Here is an 18,768-nt window from a genome sequence, read left to right on the forward strand (position 1 = left end):
GAAGGCTTATGACAGTAAGAGTCACTTATCACAAATATTTTGCTAAAACCATTCATCCTAGACCTGCTTACGGTCGGTGAGTTGCTGACCTCTCCTTTTTGACATGACAAGGGCAGCGGAAAAACAACACCCATGATAAGACACCAAAGCCCATGGAATGGCAAAAAGCTCAGCTTGATTTAAGCTGAGCTTTTTTGAGTGTCTTTTTGAAAAGATAAGCGGCCTAACCTTCAATGTAGTCTTTGAGGGCTTGCCCTTTCAAACCAGCGTTTAGAGCGATAAGGAGTTTTAAGCGCGCTTTTTGAGCGTTTAATTCCTTGACAAACATAACCCCTGCTTGGGCGAGTTGGACGCCACCGCCTTCGTAGGCATAAACAGGCTCCGCAATCCCATTGAAACAACGTGATACCAAGACAACTGGGACATCTTGCTCGATGAGGTGCACGATTTCTTGGGCAGCGCGTGGTGGCACATTACCAGCTCCCAAGGCTTCAATCACGACTCCACAAACATTGTCAGGGTTAAGGAAACTGATGATACCATCTCCCCCCATCCCTGCATAGGCCTTGACAATTGGCACAGTTCCTGAAATATCAGTCAAATCAAAGCGAACACGCGTATCGGCCATTTTAAAGAATACAATATCGTGTTTCATGATAATGCCAAGTGGGCCGTGGATAGGTGTTTGGAAGGTTGATACGTTGGTCGTGTGTGTCTTGGTCACGTATTTAGCAGCGTGAATTTCATCGTTCATCACGACCAGTACCCCCTTGCCAATAGCATCGTCATGGCTGGCTACACGAAGGGCGCTGAGGTAGTTGTACACCCCGTCACTTCCTAGTTCGTTTGACGAGCGCATGGCGCCTGTGATAACGATAGGAATATTAGGAATTTCCATGGTATCTAGGAAATAAGCCGTTTCTTCCAAGGTGTCTGTACCGTGGGTAATGACCACTCCGTCAAAATCCGCAGCTTTTTGCTTGATTTCTTGATAAAGCTGGAGCATGTGTTTAGGGGTGATGTGTGGGCTTGGGATATTAAAAAAATCAATTGCTGTCACTTCGATGTTATCAAGACTGACACCAATATGATTCATAGGATTATCCGTATCTGGTCGAACATTACCCGCTTGATCAGCATGCATGGAAATTGTACCGCCTGTGTGCAAGACAAGGATTTTTTTCATTGTTCTAAAACTTCCTTCAAAAATGTGTTATAATCTATTTTAACATAAAGATGGAGAGCGAGAAACTGATTTGGCGATAAAAGCAGTCTTTTTTGATATTGATGGCACCCTGTTAAACGACCGAAAAAACGTCCAACAATCCACAAAAAAAGCCATTAACAATTTAAAAGAACAAGGAATTTTTGTCGGCGTGGCAACAGGTCGGGGACCAAGTTTTGTGCAGCCTTACCTTGAAAATCTGGGCTTGGATTTTGCAGTGACTTATAATGGGCAGTATATTTTCACGCGTGATGTGGTGGTTTACCAAAATCCTTTGTCTGTGTCCACTGTTTACCGCATTATCCGTTATGCCAATGACAAGCGTCGCGAGATTTCTTTGGGGACAGCTTCGGGCTTGGTTGGCTCGCGTATTATTGACATGGGGACTAGCCGTTTTGGGCAAGTGGTGAGTTCGGTTGTTCCCAAGCAATGGGCAAAAGCAGTCGAGCGTAGTTTTAAACACCTCATTCGTCGTTTCAAACCGCAAAATGTCAATGGCTTGCTGACCTTGATGCGCCGGCCCATTTATCAGGTGGTTTTGATTGCGACCGAGGACGAAACGGAAAACATTCAGAACCGTTTTCCACAGATTAAGGTAACGCGCAGCAGCCCTTATTCAGCGGATTTGATTTCTTACAACCAATCCAAAATACACGGCATCGAGCGTTTAGGCAAGCAATTTGGCTTTGATTTGTCTGAGGTAATGGCCTTTGGCGATTCTGACAATGATAAGGAAATGCTATCGGGTGTTGGTATCGGTGTCGCGATGGGAAATGCGGAAGCTTCTCTCAAAGACATTGCCCATTACACCACAGAAACCAACAATAACGACGGTATCTCAAAAGCTTTGGCTCACTTTGGCTTGATTCATCTAGAGCAAGAAGAAAGTTTTGATAGCCAAGACGAAAACTTCAACAAGGTGAAAATGTTCCATAAGGTCATGGATGGCACAACCTGCGAAATGCCAAGAGTCTATGAAAATGAAGAGGCTAATCACCGTTCGGATTTCAAGGTCGAAGAAATCGTGGAATTTCTCTATGCAGCTAGTCATGGAGATGAGGCTATCTTTAACGATTCGCTGGTCAAATTGCACGCGGCTATTGACAAGGCGGCACGCAAGGTAGAAAGCAAGGAACACCATGAAACGCCTTTGGTTGGGCAAGTGGATGCCTTGACGGATTTGCTGTATTTGACCTATGGTTCATTTGTATTGATGGGTGTTGACCCTAAACCGTTATTTGACGCGGTTCATGAGGCTAATATGGGCAAAGTTTTCCCTGACGGCAAGGCGCATTTTGACCCTATCACTCATAAAATTTTAAAACCAGATGATTGGGAAGAACGTTTTGCACCAGAACCAACCATTCATCGGAAATTAAATCGACAAATTCAACACGCTTTTCAGCGCCAAAAAAATAACCAAGCTAAGACATCCTAAGCTTGGTTTTTTCGTATGCAAAAAGACCTAGTCGCAAAAACTAGGCCGAGTTCAGTTGTCCTTTTAGAAAGTCTTTTGGCTATCACGCACGACCAACAAGTCCACTTTAGCATGGCGCATGATGTATTCTGATGATGAACCGATAAGCAAGCGTTCAAAGGTATTAAGACCAGTCGCCCCTACCATAATCAAATCCACCTTTTCTTTATCAGGAATATCACGCGCAAGAAGGGTCTTAGGATTACCAAATTCAATGACTTGTTTGACTTTTTCAATCCCTCTTTCATGGGCTTTCTTTTCAAAACCTTCCAAAACACCCTTAGCTTCTTCTTCTAATTGTTCGTAGATGTAAGTGTCAAAGGTCGCAATGCTTTGTAGGGCACGTGTGTCAATGACGTGTGTCAAGATCAATTCAGCCTTGTTACGCAAAGCAACGTTTACCCCTTTTTCAAAAGCTAACTCAGATTCGTAAGAACCATCAACCGCAATCATAATTCGTTCATAATGTTGTGACATAACTGCCTCCTTAATTATGTTAACCAAAGAATGAAAAGATAACATTTCCCTCATTCCTATGAGATATAAAGTGATATGCAGGACAATAGGCACCTAAATGGCCTAAACTATGAATATCCTCACATTCATTATACTCCTTTTTATGTGAAATTGAAAACGTTTGAGTATTTTTCTGAATTCTTTTTATCTTAACAGAAAACCATTCAGAAAAAGCAGAGTTTATCAGAGCCTTTTTCACACAAGAAAATTTACCTTTAGAATCGTTAGAGAATTGAAAATTTAAGGCGGAAAGTTTATAATATTGGCAACGAGGTAAATTCTATGAAAACATTTGACAAATCTTCAAAGCTAGAACACGTTGCTTATGATATTCGCGGTCCCATTTTAGACGAAGCCAATCGCATGATGGCAAATGGCGAAAAAATTCTCCGTCTAAACACAGGGAATCCAGCAGAATTTGGATTTACAGCCCCTGACGAGGTCATTCGCGATTTAATTGTCAATGCCCGTAATAGTGAAGCCTATTCAGACAGTAAAGGGATTTTCTCGGCACGTAAAGCCATTATGCAATACTGTCAGCTAAAAGGTTTTCCACATGTGGATATCGATGATATTTACCTAGGCAATGGGGTTTCTGAAATGATTTCCATCTCTTTACAAGCTCTTTTGGACGATGGTGATGAGGTCTTGGTGCCAATGCCTGATTACCCTTTGTGGACAGCTTGCATTAGTTTGGCGGGTGGAAATGCCGTTCATTACCGTTGTGACGAACAAGCCGATTGGTATCCTGATATTGATGATATCAAATCAAAAATCACATCAAATACCAAAGCCATCGTTGTCATCAACCCAAACAACCCAACAGGAGCCTTGTATTCTGAGGACTTGTTGAAAGAGATTGTGGAAATTGCTCGCCAAAATGATTTGATTATTTTCGCGGATGAAATCTATGATCGTCTTGTGATGGACGGGCAAAAACACACGGCTATTGCTAGCTTGGCACCAGATGTTTTCTGTGTTTCAATGAATGGTTTGTCAAAATCACACCGCATCTGTGGTTTCCGTGTGGGGTGGATGGTGCTCTCAGGACCAAAAGCCAATGTACGCGGTTATATCGAAGGGCTTAATATGTTAGCCAATATGCGTCTATGTGCCAATGTTCTTGGGCAACACGTGGTGCAAACGTCACTCGGCGGTTATCAGTCAGTGGATGAATTATTGATGCCAGGTGGTCGTATCTACGAACAACGCAACTTTATTTACAAGGCTGTCAACGAAGTTCCAGGCTTGTCTGCGGTCAAACCAACTGCTGGACTCTACATTTTCCCTAAAATTGACCGCGAGATGTACCGCATCGATGACGACGAACAATTCTGCTTGGAATTGCTCAAACAAGAAAAAGTCATGCTCGTGCCAGGTAAAGGCTTTAACTGGACCGAACCTGACCATTTCCGTATCGTTTATTTGCCACGAGTGGAAGAATTAGCAGAAGTTCAAGCCAAATTAACCCGCGTCTTAAGTCAATACCGACGCTAATAAAGGTATAGGTTTTTTCCTTAATTATAAGGAGAAAACCTTATTTTTTGCGGTTTAAAAGCTGAGAAAAAAGAGAAGAGTCAGAAGATAAAGGAATTTTCAGATAATTATTTGCAAAATAAGAACACCTCTGATATAATTGTAACGCAACTAAAGCAAAGGAAGTAAAACATGCCGAATTTATTAGAAAAAACACGTAAAATTACATCAATTCTACAACGGTCAGTGGACCATTTGGATGCTGAATTACCTTATAATGCTATGGCATCTAAATTAGCTGATATTATTGATTGTAATGCTTGTATCATCAACGGAGGAGGAACCCTTCTTGGTTATGCAATGAAGTATAAAACCAATACTGACCGTGTTGAGGAATTTTTTGAAACCAAACAATTTCCAGAAGGCTATGTAAAAGCGGCGAGTCGTGTCTATGATACAGAAGCAAACCTATCTGTCGATAACGAATTAACGATTTTCCCAGTTGAATCAAAAGATATTTACCCAGATGGTCTAACCACCATTGCACCAATATACGGAGGCGGTATGCGCCTTGGAACGCTAATTATTTGGCGTAACGATAAAGAATTCTTAGAAGATGATTTGATTCTTGTCGAAATTGCCTCAACCGTAGTGGGGATTCAATTGCTCAACCTTCAAACAGAAAATCTAGAAGAAACGATTCGTAAACAAACCGCTATCAACATGGCGATTAACACCTTATCTTATTCTGAAATGAAAGCTGTTTCAGCCATTTTGGGTGAATTGGATGGTACAGAAGGTCGTTTGACGGCGTCAGTCATTGCAGACCGTATTGGTATTACCCGTTCTGTTATTGTAAATGCCTTGCGTAAGCTAGAGTCTGCAGGTATCATTGAAAGCCGTTCATTGGGAATGAAGGGAACTTATCTCAAAGTCATCAATGAAGGTATTTTTGACAAATTAAAGGAATATAACTATTAATGACAAGAGCCTTAATTTCGATTGATTACACAAAAGACTTTGTCGCTGATGATGGAAAATTGACGGCAGGAAAGCCTGCTCAAGCCATTGAAGAAGCTATTGCTCGCATCACCAAGGAAGCCTATGAGGCAGGGGATTATATCTTTTTTGCCATTGATGGGCACGATGAAGGTGATGTCTTTCACCCAGAAACCAAGTTGTTCCCACCACACAATATCAAGGGAACCGATGGGCGTGATTTATACGGTCAATTAGCCAATGTGTATGCAACCATCAAAGAAGACAGCCGTGTCTTTTGGATGGACAAACGCCATTATTCTGCCTTTTCTGGGACGGATTTGGATATTCGTTTGCGCGAACGCGGGGTTAAAACCCTTGCTTTGACAGGTGTTTTGACGGATATTTGTGTGCTTCATACGGCTATTGATGCCTATAATTTGGGGTATGACATCGAAGTTTATGCGGATGCCGTAGCCAGTCTAACGGAAGAAAACCATCAGTTTGCCCTCAACCATTTTAAGAATGTTTTGGGTGCAAAAGTGATTTAAAACAAGGAAAGAAGTGGGAAGGCACTTCTTTTTTCATGTAAAAGCACCTTAAATTATGGTATAATTTTAAGGACTGTATTGTCATTTAGGTTATGATTCTAATTGATCAAGGAGAAAAGAGATGAAAATTTCTGAAGAAGAAGTTCGTCATGTGGCTGAATTGTCAAAATTGTCCTTTTCTGAAGCAGAAACATCAGAATTTGCGACAACGTTGTCTAAAATTGTCGATATGGTAGAACTCTTAAACGAAGTGGATACAGATGGGGTTCCTGTCACGACAACAATGGCGGATCGTAAAACCGTTATGCGTGAAGATGTGGCGGTGGCTGGTGATGACCGCGATGAACTCTTTAAAAATGTGCCTCAATCAGAGAACTACTACATTAAAGTTCCTGCTATCTTGGAAGACGGAGGAGATGCTTAATGTCATTTAATAGCAAATCAATTGACGAGTTGCACAATCTTCTTGTCAACAAAGAAATCTCAGCGGTTGAATTGACCAAAGCAACCCTAGACGATATTAAAGAACGCGAATCAGCAGTTGATTCGTTCATTACGGTGGCGGAAGAATCTGCCCTTGCACAAGCTGCAGCGATTGACGAAAAAGGAATTGACGCTGATAACGTGATGTCAGGAATTCCTTTGGCGGTCAAAGATAATATTTCAACACGCGGTATCTTGACAACGGCTGCGTCTAAAATGCTTTACAACTACGAACCTATTTTTGATGCGACAGCTGTTGAAAAAGTTTACGGAAAAGACATGATTGTTATCGGTAAGACTAACATGGACGAATTTGCCATGGGTGGTTCAACCGAAACTTCTTATTTTAAAAAGACTAAAAATGCTTGGGATCACAGCAAGGTGCCAGGTGGTTCATCAGGTGGTTCTGCTACTGCAGTTGCTTCAGGTCAAGTGCGTTTGTCACTTGGATCTGATACAGGTGGTTCTATCCGACAACCCGCTGCCTTCAATGGTGTTGTTGGATTGAAACCAACCTATGGACGCGTGTCACGTTTTGGCTTGATTGCTTTTGGTAGCTCGCTCGACCAAATCGGACCATTTGCTCCAACTGTCAAAGAAAATGCCCAATTGTTGAATGTCATCGCTGGAAACGATGTTAAAGATTCAACATCATCAAACCGTGAAGTAGCTGACTTTACAGCTAAAATTGGTCAAGACATCAAGGGCATGAAAATTGCCTTGCCAAAAGAATACCTTGGTGAAGGTATCGACCCTGAAGTGAAAGAAACTATTCTTAACGCTGCGAAACACTTTGAAAAACTGGGTGCGACGGTTGAAGAAGTGAGCTTGCCACATAGCAAGTACGGTGTTGCGGTATACTACATCATCGCTTCATCAGAAGCTTCATCAAACTTGCAACGTTTTGACGGTATTCGTTATGGTTACCGCACTGAAAATTACAACAATCTTGACGATATTTATGTCAACACACGTAGCGAAGGTTTTGGTGACGAAGTAAAACGCCGTATCATGCTTGGTACTTTTAGCTTGTCATCAGGTTACTACGACGCTTATTTCAAAAAAGCGGGTCAAGTGCGTACCTTGATTATCCGTGATTTTGACAATATTTTTGCGGATTACGATTTGATTTTGGGGCCAACTTCTCCAAGCGTTGCCTTTGATTTGGATAGTTTAAACCATGACCCTGTTGCTATGTATTTGGCAGATATTTTAACAATTCCTGTCAACTTAGCAGGGCTTCCAGGTATTTCAATTCCTGCTGGTTTTGCCCACGGCCTTCCGGTTGGTATGCAATTAATCGGTCCAAAATACAGTGAAGAAACTATTTATCAAGCTGCTGCGGCCTTTGAAGCAACAACAGATTATCACAAACAACAACCCGTTATTTTTGGAGGTGAGGACTAATGAACTTTGAAACTGTCATTGGACTTGAAGTCCACGTTGAGTTAAATACCAATTCAAAGATTTTTTCACCAACCTCAGCCCACTTTGGTAATGAGCAAAATGCCAACACCAATGTTATTGACTGGTCATTCCCTGGGGTCTTGCCAGTGATGAATAAAGGGGTAATTGATGCTGGTATCAAGGCTGCTTTGGCTCTGAACATGGATATTCACCAAAATATGCACTTTGACCGCAAAAACTATTTCTATCCTGATAATCCAAAAGCCTACCAAATTTCACAATTTGATGAACCAATTGGCTACAACGGTTGGATTGAGATTGAATTAGAAGACGGCTCAACCAAGAAAATCCGTATCGAGCGTGCGCACTTGGAAGAAGATGCTGGTAAAAACACGCACGGAACAGACGGTTATTCTTACGTTGACCTCAACCGTCAAGGTGTGCCATTGATTGAAATCGTGTCAGAAGCTGATATGCGTTCGCCAGAAGAAGCCTATGCTTATTTGACCGCCTTGAAAGAAGTTATCCAATACACAGGCATTTCTGATGTGAAAATGGAAGAAGGTTCGATGCGTGTGGATGCCAATATCTCTCTTCGCCCTTACGGTCAAGAGGCTTTTGGTGTCAAAACCGAATTGAAGAACTTGAACTCATTTAATAACGTGCGTAAAGGGCTTATTTACGAGCAAAAACGCCAAGCCCAAGTCTTGCGTTCAGGTGGTGAAATCCAACAAGAAACCCGTCGTTATGATGAAGCAACTGGGGAAACCATTTTGATGCGTGTCAAGGAGGGGTCATCAGATTACCGTTACTTCCCAGAGCCAGACCTACCTCTTTTTGAAATTTCAGATGAGTGGATTGATACTGTTCGTGGCACCTTGCCAGAATTTCCAAAAGACCGTCGTGCCAAATACATCAATACCTTTGGCTTGAGTGCCTACGATGCGGCGCAATTAACAGCAACAAAACAAACGTCTGATTTCTTTGAAAGTGCCGTAGCTCTTGGCGGTGATGCTAAACAAGTGTCTAACTGGCTACAAGGGGAAGTCGCTCAATTCTTAAACAGCGAAAACAAAACCCTTTCAGAGATTTCATTAACCCCTGAAAACCTTGTTGAAATGTTGGCTATCATTGCAGATGGTACCATTTCATCAAAAATCGCCAAAAAAGTCTTTGTTCATTTGGCTAAAAACGGTGGTTCAGCACGTGCATACGTTGAAGAAGCCGGTTTGGTGCAAATTTCTGATCCAGCTGTGCTCATTCCAATTATCCACCAAGTCTTTGAAGACAATGAAGCTGCGGTTGCGGACTTCAAGTCAGGCAAACGCAATGCCGACAAAGCTTTTACAGGATTCTTGATGAAAGCCACAAAAGGAAAAGCCAACCCACAAGTTGCCCTTAAACTCTTGGCACAAGAATTGGTAAAACTAAAAGAAGACTAAGGGGCAAAAAGTCCAATTATTTTGGGCTTTTTTTTACCCTTTTTTAACAAGTATTGTCAGAAAAGGGATATCGCCTTGGCAGGAATTGTGCTATACTGATAGCCGAAATGACTTTTTGTGGAGTGGAGCTGAGATGGATAAAAATATCAAGGGAACAATCATGGTGCTGGTAGCAGGTATTACCTGGGGGATTTCAGGAATTTCTGGGCAGTACCTCATGGCAAACGGCATGAATATCAATTTGCTAAGCAGCTTGCGTTTGATTGTGTCAGGTCTTTTATTGACAGTCATGGCCATGGTCTATCAGCCCCAGCACTTCTCACTGGCCATTCGACAAAAAAGGGTGCTTGCTAAAATTGCAGTCTTTGCTTTGATTGGGCTTTTGATGAACCAATATGCTTATTTGATGGCTATTCAGTACACCAATGCAGGAACGGCGACGGTTTTGCAATACGTAGCACCGATTTTGATTTTGGCTTATGTGTCTGCTAAAAAGAGGCAGCTGCCAGATTTGTCTGAAAGTGTGGCTATTCTTTTAGCTATTTTGGGCACCTTTATCATTGCCACGCATGGCCGTTTTGACGGTTTAGCCATAACACCCAAGGGTTTTTTCTGGGGACTTTTTTCAGCGGTGACTTATTCTTTTTACATTGTTCTCCCTGCAAAATTGATTCGTGAATTTGGGAGTTTTACGGTAGTTGGTCTTGGTATGCTCATGGGCGGAGTGGTTTTTCCCATCTTGACGCGCTCTTGGCAATACCCCTTGGTTTTGACGCCTGACAACCTGCTTGCCTTATTTGGCATTATTATTGTTGGGACGGTCTTTGCTTACACCTTTTTCCTTAAAGGCAGTGCTATCATCGGTGCGGTCAAGGGCAGTTTGTTGGCAGCCATAGAGCCAGTATCCTCAGTCTTCTTCTCGGTAATGGTGATGCATGAAATCTTCTACTCCATTGATTTTACGGGAATGTTTCTCATTCTTGTCGCCGTGCTAATGCTATCCCTACGTGATTTGTTTATGGTTCGCAAGCAATGGCGCACTATGAATAAAACGTGAAAAGTTAAGGAAAACCTTAACTTTTTTTGTTTTCATCTCTTGACAGGTTTTCAAAACAAGAGTACAATATATTTCGTTAGCTTCCTAACAGTTAGCTAGCTAACGAAAGAGGTGCTGTTATGGAAAAAAATATTGGACGTTTGGTTAAAAAAGCCAGTAACCAACTAGGGCGGGAATTTGACCAGTTTGCAAAACCCTTTGATCTAACGGGAATGCAAATGTCAATCATTGACTTTATCAGTTATGGATTAAAGGAAGAGTATTTTCAACAAGACATTGAAAAGGAATTCAATATTCAACGTTCAACAACAACTGTGCTTTTACAGCGCATGGAGAAAAAAGGGTTGATTTATCGCCAAGTTTCGCAAAAAGATGCCCGCCAAAAATCGGTGCATCTGACTCAAAAAGCGCAAGATTTAGTAGCAGAATGTCGTTCGTATTTTCAACTCCAAGAAAAAGAGTTGGAAGAACGCTTTTCAGAAGACGAAATTGCCATTTTTGAGAAGATTTTAGATTATTATGTTAAGAAGAAGTAGGAGGAACCATGTCAGAAGAAAAAATTTCACCTAAAGTGATTCGAGCAGTTATTGCTGTTGGAATGTTATCCTTTTGTGGGGTGGTCGTTGAAACAGCGATGAACATCACCTTTCCAACTCTTATGAAAGAGTTTGGAATCACCACATCAACGGTTCAATGGATGACGACAATCTACCTTTTGGTAGTGGCGTCAGTAGTGCCTTTATCAGCATATTTGAAGCGTTCATTTAAGACAAAATCAGTCTTTTTGACAGCTAACTTACTGTTTATTTTGGGCGTGTTAATTGATAGCATTGCGCCAAGTTTTGCTTTGCTTTTGGTCGGGCGTGTCATTCAAGGGATTGGAGTCGGAATTGCGCTTCCTTTGATGTTTAATATTATTTTGGACCAAGTTCCAATGAGTAAAATCGGTACGATGATGGGTGTTGGAACTTTGATTACCGCTGTTGCTCCAGCGGTTGGACCAACATTTGGTGGATTTGTTTCATCACATTTTGGATGGCGTTTTATCTTTGTCTTGCTTACCCCGCTTTTGTTAATCTCTTTAATTTTAGGGGTAATATCTATTGAACAAAAAAATAAAGTGGCGCGTGAAAGTTTGGATTTAATTAGCGTTATAGCTATTCTTTGCTTATTTGTTGGGTTGATTTTAGGAATTAATAATTTGGCTGAATATGATTTCTTTAGTGTGCCTGTTTTAGGAGGATTGGCAGTTGGAATTGCTGGTCTTCTTGTCTTGGTAAAACGTTCTTCACATCTAGAACAGCCAATTGTTAACTTATCTATTCTTAAAAATGGTAAATTTGCTGGACATGTTATTGCTTTTTTCCTGTTTCAAATTGTCAATCTAGGAATGTCTTTTATTATCCCGAATTATATTCAGTTAGTAAATCATTCAAGTTCAACTGTCGCAGGTCTTTTAGTCTTTCCAGGAGCAATTATTGGTGCCTGCTTTGCACCATTTAGCGGCAGAATTTTAGATCGTTTAGGTGCTAAAAAGCCAATTATTTTTGGAGTTAGTCTGCTTGCCTTTGCTCTTTGTCTCTTTAGCATTTTGGCTTTGCATTTACCGAATACTTGGTTAACTGTTATCTATATTCTATCAATGGCAGGTACTGGAATTGCCTTTGGTAATATCATGACAAATGGTCAAAAACAAGTAACTTCAGACAAACGAGCAGATGCCAATGCTATCTTTAATACTTTGCAACAATTTGCTGGCGCAGTTGGAACGACCGTTGCATCCTTGGTTGTTGCGCTCAGTCAATCAAACACAAGTATCAGCTATGCAGAAGCAACGGCTAGAGGGTCACGAAATGCTTTTATCATTTTGCTTGTCTTAGCTGTTATTGAATTGATTATCCTATTTAGAGTTGTTGATGGTAAAGAAAATTAATTTTTTAGAGTGCTTTGTCACTCTTTTTTTGATGGATTTTCAAAAAATGTACAGAAGCGATTGACATGTTTAATTACGGACTTTATCTTATAATAAAATTTATTGAAATGGAGGAAAATGATTATGAAAAGCATTGGAAAAGCTTTAGGAAAAGAAATTGCTAGAATTTTAGTTATCCTTGCTGTCATTGCAGCTGTTGTCTTTTATTTGAAAGGTAACAATTGGTTTAAAAAAATCTTTGAAGGTGATACAGAGGATAAATACGAATTTGTTGTTAAACGTTTTTCAAAGAGACATGAATTACTTGTGGCTGAGGCAGCAGCAGAGACTACGCAAACTCAAAGATTTAATTCAAATGCAACAAAAGATTGGCCAGATTGGACAAAGAAAATTGCCTGATTTGATTGTTAGTCGTAAACTGGAAGTGAAAATTCCTGTAAAAACAGAATTCAAGTTGGAGTTAACTGATATTTCACAAAATGATATTGAAATCAAGGACAATGTCTTAACTTTCAAAAATCCTTTAACTGTAAAAGTTGATTCACAAAAAGAGGGTGGCCTTGAAATTTTGTCTTCTTCATCTGGAATTGTTGATAAAACAGTTGATGTTGTTACTTCGAATAAAAAAGCAATGGAATTTTTAGATGAAAAAAGCCAAAATGCTATTTATAAAACAAGTAACAATGTTATGGCACAGGAAAAATATCAGAAGAAAGTAGCAAAATACGCTAGTCAAGATTTAGAAAAATTACTTAATCTCAAATCTGACGATAAAATCAGTGTTAAAATCAATGTTTCAGATTTAAAATTTGAAAATATTGACCCTAAAGAATAAGAAAATTTTAAAAGAGCTTGAGGAAAACTTTTCTTGGGTTCTTTTTTTATTAAATTTCCTTATGTGGGAATGGTTTTCAATTCGCCATATTTTGGCAAATATGTTAAAATAAATAGTAAAATATATTTTTTTGGAGAGTAATTTGAGTATAGACGATTATAGGCCGACCTTCGTGGTTGAGGCAGTTTATGATTTAAAAGCAGAAGACTTGTTACGACGTGGGATTCATGCCGTTTTAGTGGATTTAGACAATACTTTAATTGCATGGAATAACCCTGATGGTACGCCTGAGGTGCGGGCATGGTTGGATGAGATGACGATGGCTGATATTGCTGTTGTGGTCGTGTCAAACAACAAACATTCCCGTGTCAATCGTGCCGTTTCTCGTTTTGGCGTGGACTTTGTGAGCCGTGCCATGAAACCATTCACACGTGGCATTAATAAAGCCATCAAGCGTTACGGTTTTGATCGTGATGAGGTGATTATGGTTGGTGACCAATTGATGACAGATATTCGTGCGGCTCACCGTGCTGATATTCAGTCTGTTTTGGTAAGACCTTTGGTTAAATCTGATGCTTGGAATACTAGAATTAATCGCTGGCGTGAACGCCGTGTTTGGGCCAAACTTGAAGAAAAATACGGAAAAATCCAATATCAAAAAGGAATTTAATGGAAGAATTAGTATGTATTGGCTGCGGAGCCAAAATTCAAACAGAAGATAAAGACAAAGCAGGATACACACCGAAAGCTGCTCTTGAAAAGGGCTTAGAGACTGGCGAATTGTATTGTCAAAGATGTTTTAGACTACGTCACTACAATGAAATCACTGATGTGCACATGACCGATGATGAGTTCTTGCAATTGTTGCATGAAGTGGGAGATAGTGATGCCCTTGTGGTCAATGTAGTGGACATTTTTGACTTCAATGGATCAGTTATCCCAGGTTTGCCACGCTTTGTTTCTGGCAATGACGTTTTGTTGGTTGGAAATAAAAAAGACATTTTACCTAAGTCTGTTAAAGACAGCAAGGTAACACAATGGTTGACAGAGCGTGCCCATGAAGAGGGCTTGCGTCCAGTAGATGTTATCTTGACTAGTGCTCAAAATCACCAAGCAATCAAAGACTTGATTGAGAAGATTGAAAGCTTGCGTCATGGGCGTGATGTCTATGTGGTGGGTGTGACCAATGTTGGTAAATCAACCTTGATCAATGCGATTATCAAAGAAGTCACAGGTGAAAAAGATATTATCACGACTTCACGTTTCCCAGGGACAACGCTTGATAAGATTGAAATTCCTTTGGACGATGGGAGCTATATCTTTGATACGCCAGGTATTATTCACCGTCATCAGATGGCGCATTACCTCAGTGATAAGAATTTGAAGTACATCAGCCCTAAAAAAGAAATAAAGCCAAAAACCTATCAGCTCAACCCTGAACAAACCTTGTTTTTAGCAGGTTTGGGACGTTTTGACTTCATTTCTGGCGACAAACAAGGATTTACCGCTTATTTTGACAATAATTTGAAATTGCATCGCACCAAATTAGCTGGAGCAGATGCCTTATACGATAAACACGTTGGTACTCTTTTAACACCGCCAACAGACAAGGAATTAGCTGATTTTCCACCATTAGTTCGTCACGAATTTACCATTAAAGATAAGATGGATATCGTGTATTCAGGGCTTGGTTGGATTCGTGTGAAAGCGTCAGAACAAAAGCCTGTGACCGTTGCAGCTTGGGCACCTGAAGGGGTTGCTGTCTTGCTCCGTAAGGCATTGATTTAACAAAAGAAAGGACCGTCATGCTAACATCAAAACAACGTGCTTTTTTGAAATCAGAAGCACATAGCTTGAAACCGATTGTACAAATTGGGAAAAATGGTCTAAATGACCAAATCAAGACCAGTGTTCGACAAGCTTTGGACGCTCGTGAATTGATTAAAGTAACCTTGCTTCAAAATACGGACGAAGATATTCATGAGGTTGCAGACATTTTAGAAGAAGAAATTGGTTGCGATACGGTTTTGAAAATTGGGCGTATCTTGATTCTTTACAAGGAATCGTCTAAAAAACAAAATCGCAAACTATCACCAAAAGTAAAAGAGCTAAACAAATAAGCTCGTCGTTTAGGAAGTCGCCTGACTTGGAGGTCGTCACTATGGCAATAGAATTGCTAACACCCTTTACCAAAGTTGAGTTAGAAAAGAAAGAAAAAGACACAAATCGAAAACAAATTGGTATTTTAGGAGGAAATTTCAACCCTGTTCACAATGCCCATTTGGTTATTGCAGACCAAGTTCGCCAGCAATTAGGCTTGGACGAGGTTTTTCTCATGCCCGAATACCTACCGCCACACGTTGACCAGAAAGACACGATCGATGAAAAGCATCGTTTGAAAATGCTGGAATTAGCAATTGAGGGTATTGACGGTTTAGGCATTGAAACCATTGAATTGGAGCGTAAAGGGGTCAGCTATACCTATGAAACCATGAAACTGTTGACGGAAAAAAATCCTGATGTGGATTATTATTTCATCATCGGTGCAGATATGGTGGATTATTTGTCAAAATGGCACAAAATTGATGAACTTATCAAAATGGTGCAATTCGTCGGTGTGCAACGTCCAAAATACAAGGCAGGGACGTCTTATCCTGTGATTTGGGTGGATGTGCCTATGATGGATATCTCATCAAGTTTGATTCGTCACCAGTTTGAAAAAGGTTTGAAACCAAACTTTTTACTCCCTAAACCTGTGATTGATTATATTGAGAAAGAAGGGCTGTATCGTGACTTATGAGCAGTACACAGGGACGAGCCGTGAGGACTTGCTTTCCAAAATCAAGGCTGTCATGAGCGACAAGCGATTTAATCACGTTCTTGGGGTTGAACAGACAGCTATTGAATTGGCAGAGCGTTATGGCTACGATAAGGAAAAAGCAGGGCTCGCAGGTTTATTGCATGATTATGCCAAAGAGATTTCAGACCAAGAATTTTTAGACTTGATTGACAAGTATAATCTTGACCCAGAACTCAAAAAATGGGGCAACAATGTCTGGCATGGCCTGGTTGGTATTTACAAGATTCAGGAAGATTTGGGCGTGACAGATAAGGATATCTTGCACAGCATTGAAACGCATACAGTTGGCTCAAGTCAGATGTCTTTGCTAGATAAGATTGTTTATGTGGCAGATTATATTGAGCCTGGTCGTCGTTTTCCTTTGGTGGAAGAAGCGCGTGCGATTGCCAAAGAATCATTAGATAAGGCAGTGGCTTATGAAACGGTTCATACCGTTGAGCACCTTGCACACCAAGCCTTTCCAATCTTCCCACAAACCATTGAAACTTATAATGCGTATGTTGGGTTTATGAAAGATGACAAATGAAAACAGCTCTGTTAGTGATTGATATTCAAACAGCCTTGATAGAGGCTAAACCGTATGCAGTTGATAACTGCTTGTCTGTCTGGCAAAAAGCAATCGCCACTTGTCGAGAGAAAAACATTGAGGTGATTTACGTCCGCCACAATGACGACGAACTACTAACAGGAAGTCATGGCTGGGAAATTTACGAAGCTATTGCTCCAGAAGTTGACGAGAAAATTTTTGATAAGCATTATAATAGTGCTTTTAAAAAAACTCATTTACAGACTTATCTGGATAGCCAATCTATTGATCAGCTGATTATCATTGGCATGGCAACGAATTATTGCATTGATACGACTGTTAAGGTGGCGTTTGAGTTTGGCTATGATTTGGTAGTTATTAAAAATGGCACGACTACCTTTGCTGAAAGAGAAATTACAGCAGAACAATTAATACAGCATTATGAAAGCACTTGGAATGGACGTTTTGCCCAAGTGGCTGATTTAGAAGAAATTTTAAAAGAGGATTAAATGGATAAAAAAGAATTACTAGAATTGGTTGTGAAAGCAGCTGATGAGAAACGTGCAGAAGATATGGTCGTTTTGGACCTTTACGGGTTGACTAGTGTGACTGATTATTTTGTAGTCGTGAGCGCTATGAACACTCGTCAATTGGATGCTATTGCTGAAAATATTCGTGAAAAAGTGAAAGAAGTCGCTGGTATAGCCAGCCATGCAGAAGGTGATAGTCGTACAGGTTGGGTACTTCTTGACCTTAATGATGTTGTTGTCCATATTTTCTCAGAAGACGAACGTGAACACTACAACATTGAAAAACTTTGGCATGAAGCACCAATGGTTGACGTGTCAGAATACCTTGCTTAATTTTGCAGCATTATTCTTATAATCTGAGGCACTTGTCTCAGATTATTTCATTCTAAGAATGATAGAAGTTTGATAGGACAAAACAATGAACAAAAACTACGAAAAATTTGCGGCTGTTTATGATGCCATCATGGACGACAGCCTTTATGACAAGTGGACAGACTTTTCGCTCCGCCATTTTCCAAAAGACAAGAAAAAACTCTTGGAATTAGCCTGCGGAACTGGGATTCAGTCAGTACGTTTTGCTAAAGCTGGTTTTGATGTGACTGGGCTAGATTTGAGTGAAGACATGCTTGAAATCGCGAGAAAACGCGCAGAAGCAGCAGGTGAAGCTATCGAATTCAAACAAGGTAACATGCTTGATTTGTCGCAAGCTGGTAAATATGATTTGGTGACATGCTATTCAGATTCTATTTGCTACATGGCTGATGAAGTCGAAGTCGGTGATGTTTTCAAACAAGTCTACGACAGCTTAAATGACGGTGGTGTCTTTATCTTTGACGTGCACTCAACTTACAAAACTGATACTGTCTTTCCTGGTTATTCTTACCACGAAAATGCAGAAGAATTTGCTATGGTCTGGGATACGTACGCTGATGACGCGCCGCACTCAGTTGTCCACGAATTGACATTCTTCTTGCAAGACGAAGACGGACGCTTCACACGCTACGACGAAGTCCACGAAGAACGCACTTACGAAGTCTTGACTTACGACATTCTCTTGGAACAAGCAGGCTTTAAATCATTCAAACTCTACGCTGATTTCGAAGACAAAAAACCACGCAAAAAATCAGAACGCTGGTTCTTTGTGTGCCAGAAGTAGGGGAGAAATAAAAAGAAGGTTATCTATTGAAATAATAGTTATCACCTTCTTTTTTAATTTACGCAGACAATTTTTATAAAATGCGGTAAAATAATAATAAATTAAAAGTTTTAAGGAGTTTCAAAAATGGCGAAAACCCTTGCAGCTGTATATATCAATGCTTCGCATAATGTAATAAAAAATAAACTAAATATAAAAACTAACCTGTCAGAAAAAATGGCAGGCTTTTTGCGTTGTTCACTTCTAAATTGTGAGGTGGATCATGGCTAAGTTCGATATTGTTTCCATTGAGGATAAAACAAAAGAGCTATTAGAA

The 18,768-nt window shown here is 40.3% G+C and carries 23 protein-coding genes; 21 read left to right on the forward strand and 2 right to left on the reverse strand.

Features of this window, described 5'->3' with window-relative positions; genetic code table 11:
* Nucleotides 1-223 precede the first annotated feature (223 nt).
* Nucleotides 224-1,186, reverse strand: coding sequence for an asparaginase (locus B3R79_RS04165; RefSeq protein WP_154455176.1), 963 nt, complete (start codon nucleotides 1,184-1,186; stop codon nucleotides 224-226).
* A gap of 70 nt (nucleotides 1,187-1,256) precedes the next feature.
* On the opposite strand from B3R79_RS04165, the gene B3R79_RS04170 reads away from it, so the two are divergent.
* Nucleotides 1,257-2,663, forward strand: a complete 1,407-nt coding sequence (locus tag B3R79_RS04170; RefSeq protein WP_293693931.1) for a Cof-type HAD-IIB family hydrolase — start codon at nucleotides 1,257-1,259, stop codon at nucleotides 2,661-2,663.
* 63 nt (nucleotides 2,664-2,726) lie between these two features.
* Here the strand turns inward: B3R79_RS04170 and B3R79_RS04175 are convergent, their stop codons facing one another.
* Nucleotides 2,727-3,179, reverse strand: a complete 453-nt coding sequence (locus B3R79_RS04175) for a universal stress protein (protein ID WP_168260379.1) — start codon at nucleotides 3,177-3,179, stop codon at nucleotides 2,727-2,729.
* A gap of 321 nt (nucleotides 3,180-3,500) precedes the next feature.
* On the opposite strand from B3R79_RS04175, the gene B3R79_RS04180 reads away from it, so the two are divergent.
* The 20 genes from B3R79_RS04180 (at nucleotide 3,501) to B3R79_RS04275 (ending at nucleotide 18,722) form a co-directional block, all read left to right on the forward strand.
* On the forward strand, nucleotides 3,501-4,715 hold the full coding sequence (locus tag B3R79_RS04180) for a pyridoxal phosphate-dependent aminotransferase (protein WP_168260380.1): 1,215 nt from the start codon (nucleotides 3,501-3,503) through the stop codon (nucleotides 4,713-4,715).
* Nucleotides 4,716-4,886: 171 nt separating this feature from the next.
* Nucleotides 4,887-5,675: a GTP-sensing pleiotropic transcriptional regulator CodY gene (codY, locus tag B3R79_RS04185; protein ID WP_168260381.1), complete on the forward strand. Its 789-nt coding sequence runs from the start codon at nucleotides 4,887-4,889 to the stop codon at nucleotides 5,673-5,675.
* Entirely contained in the window at nucleotides 5,675-6,223 is a 549-nt protein-coding gene (locus tag B3R79_RS04190) for a cysteine hydrolase family protein (RefSeq protein ID WP_154455170.1), read from the forward strand. Before codY ends, B3R79_RS04190 begins: the two co-directional genes overlap by 1 nt.
* A gap of 121 nt (nucleotides 6,224-6,344) precedes the next feature.
* A complete protein-coding gene (gene gatC, locus B3R79_RS04195) occupies nucleotides 6,345-6,647 on the forward strand; it encodes an Asp-tRNA(Asn)/Glu-tRNA(Gln) amidotransferase subunit GatC (protein ID WP_154455169.1) in 303 nt (100 codons plus the stop codon).
* A complete protein-coding gene (gene gatA / locus B3R79_RS04200; protein ID WP_168260383.1) occupies nucleotides 6,647-8,113 on the forward strand; it encodes an Asp-tRNA(Asn)/Glu-tRNA(Gln) amidotransferase subunit GatA in 1,467 nt (488 codons plus the stop codon). The genes gatC and gatA overlap by 1 nt, the downstream gene beginning before the upstream one ends.
* Nucleotides 8,113-9,555 carry an Asp-tRNA(Asn)/Glu-tRNA(Gln) amidotransferase subunit GatB gene (gatB, locus tag B3R79_RS04205; RefSeq protein ID WP_154455167.1) on the forward strand — a complete coding sequence of 481 codons (1,443 nt, stop codon included), beginning with the start codon at nucleotides 8,113-8,115 and terminating at the stop codon, nucleotides 9,553-9,555. The genes gatA and gatB overlap by 1 nt, the downstream gene beginning before the upstream one ends.
* A gap of 133 nt (nucleotides 9,556-9,688) precedes the next feature.
* The gene (locus tag B3R79_RS04210) at nucleotides 9,689-10,612 is read left to right on the forward strand and encodes a DMT family transporter (protein ID WP_235281170.1); all 924 of its coding nucleotides are present in this window, start codon (nucleotides 9,689-9,691) and stop codon (nucleotides 10,610-10,612) included.
* Nucleotides 10,613-10,731: 119 nt separating this feature from the next.
* Nucleotides 10,732-11,148 (forward strand): MarR family winged helix-turn-helix transcriptional regulator, encoded by a 417-nt coding sequence (locus B3R79_RS04215; protein ID WP_293693934.1) that lies wholly within the window; start codon nucleotides 10,732-10,734, stop codon nucleotides 11,146-11,148.
* Nucleotides 11,149-11,156: 8 nt separating this feature from the next.
* The gene (locus tag B3R79_RS04220) at nucleotides 11,157-12,545 is read left to right on the forward strand and encodes a DHA2 family efflux MFS transporter permease subunit (protein ID WP_168260387.1); all 1,389 of its coding nucleotides are present in this window, start codon (nucleotides 11,157-11,159) and stop codon (nucleotides 12,543-12,545) included.
* Nucleotides 12,546-12,668: 123 nt separating this feature from the next.
* Complete coding sequence (locus B3R79_RS04225; RefSeq protein ID WP_293693936.1) at nucleotides 12,669-12,944, forward strand: hypothetical protein; 276 nt, start codon at nucleotides 12,669-12,671, stop codon at nucleotides 12,942-12,944.
* Entirely contained in the window at nucleotides 12,901-13,380 is a 480-nt protein-coding gene (locus B3R79_RS04230) for a hypothetical protein (protein WP_293693938.1), read from the forward strand. Before B3R79_RS04225 ends, B3R79_RS04230 begins: the two co-directional genes overlap by 44 nt.
* Before the next feature lie 142 nt (nucleotides 13,381-13,522).
* Entirely contained in the window at nucleotides 13,523-14,050 is a 528-nt protein-coding gene (locus B3R79_RS04235; RefSeq protein WP_204984227.1) for a YqeG family HAD IIIA-type phosphatase, read from the forward strand.
* The gene (gene yqeH, locus B3R79_RS04240; RefSeq protein WP_293693941.1) at nucleotides 14,050-15,168 is read left to right on the forward strand and encodes a ribosome biogenesis GTPase YqeH; all 1,119 of its coding nucleotides are present in this window, start codon (nucleotides 14,050-14,052) and stop codon (nucleotides 15,166-15,168) included. Before B3R79_RS04235 ends, yqeH begins: the two co-directional genes overlap by 1 nt.
* 17 nt (nucleotides 15,169-15,185) lie before the next feature.
* The gene (gene yhbY / locus B3R79_RS04245; RefSeq protein ID WP_154454789.1) at nucleotides 15,186-15,500 is read left to right on the forward strand and encodes a ribosome assembly RNA-binding protein YhbY; all 315 of its coding nucleotides are present in this window, start codon (nucleotides 15,186-15,188) and stop codon (nucleotides 15,498-15,500) included.
* Nucleotides 15,501-15,541: 41 nt separating this feature from the next.
* Entirely contained in the window at nucleotides 15,542-16,180 is a 639-nt protein-coding gene (locus tag B3R79_RS04250) for a nicotinate-nucleotide adenylyltransferase (protein ID WP_293693943.1), read from the forward strand.
* The gene (yqeK, locus tag B3R79_RS04255; RefSeq protein WP_235281122.1) at nucleotides 16,170-16,766 is read left to right on the forward strand and encodes a bis(5'-nucleosyl)-tetraphosphatase (symmetrical) YqeK; all 597 of its coding nucleotides are present in this window, start codon (nucleotides 16,170-16,172) and stop codon (nucleotides 16,764-16,766) included. The genes B3R79_RS04250 and yqeK overlap by 11 nt, the downstream gene beginning before the upstream one ends.
* Complete coding sequence (locus B3R79_RS04260; protein WP_168260391.1) at nucleotides 16,763-17,275, forward strand: cysteine hydrolase family protein; 513 nt, start codon at nucleotides 16,763-16,765, stop codon at nucleotides 17,273-17,275. Before yqeK ends, B3R79_RS04260 begins: the two co-directional genes overlap by 4 nt.
* Nucleotides 17,276-17,629 carry a ribosome silencing factor gene (gene rsfS / locus B3R79_RS04265; protein WP_168260392.1) on the forward strand — a complete coding sequence of 118 codons (354 nt, stop codon included), beginning with the start codon at nucleotides 17,276-17,278 and terminating at the stop codon, nucleotides 17,627-17,629.
* A gap of 85 nt (nucleotides 17,630-17,714) precedes the next feature.
* The gene (locus B3R79_RS04270) at nucleotides 17,715-18,452 is read left to right on the forward strand and encodes a class I SAM-dependent DNA methyltransferase (protein WP_004233106.1); all 738 of its coding nucleotides are present in this window, start codon (nucleotides 17,715-17,717) and stop codon (nucleotides 18,450-18,452) included.
* 126 nt (nucleotides 18,453-18,578) lie between these two features.
* Nucleotides 18,579-18,722, forward strand: a complete 144-nt coding sequence (locus B3R79_RS04275) for a hypothetical protein (protein WP_004233105.1) — start codon at nucleotides 18,579-18,581, stop codon at nucleotides 18,720-18,722.
* Nucleotides 18,723-18,768 lie beyond the last annotated feature (46 nt).

It is taken from the genome of Streptococcus sp. UBA3373 (genome assembly GCF_002360305.1).
GTDB classification, from domain to species: domain Bacteria; phylum Bacillota; class Bacilli; order Lactobacillales; family Streptococcaceae; genus Streptococcus; species Streptococcus alactolyticus.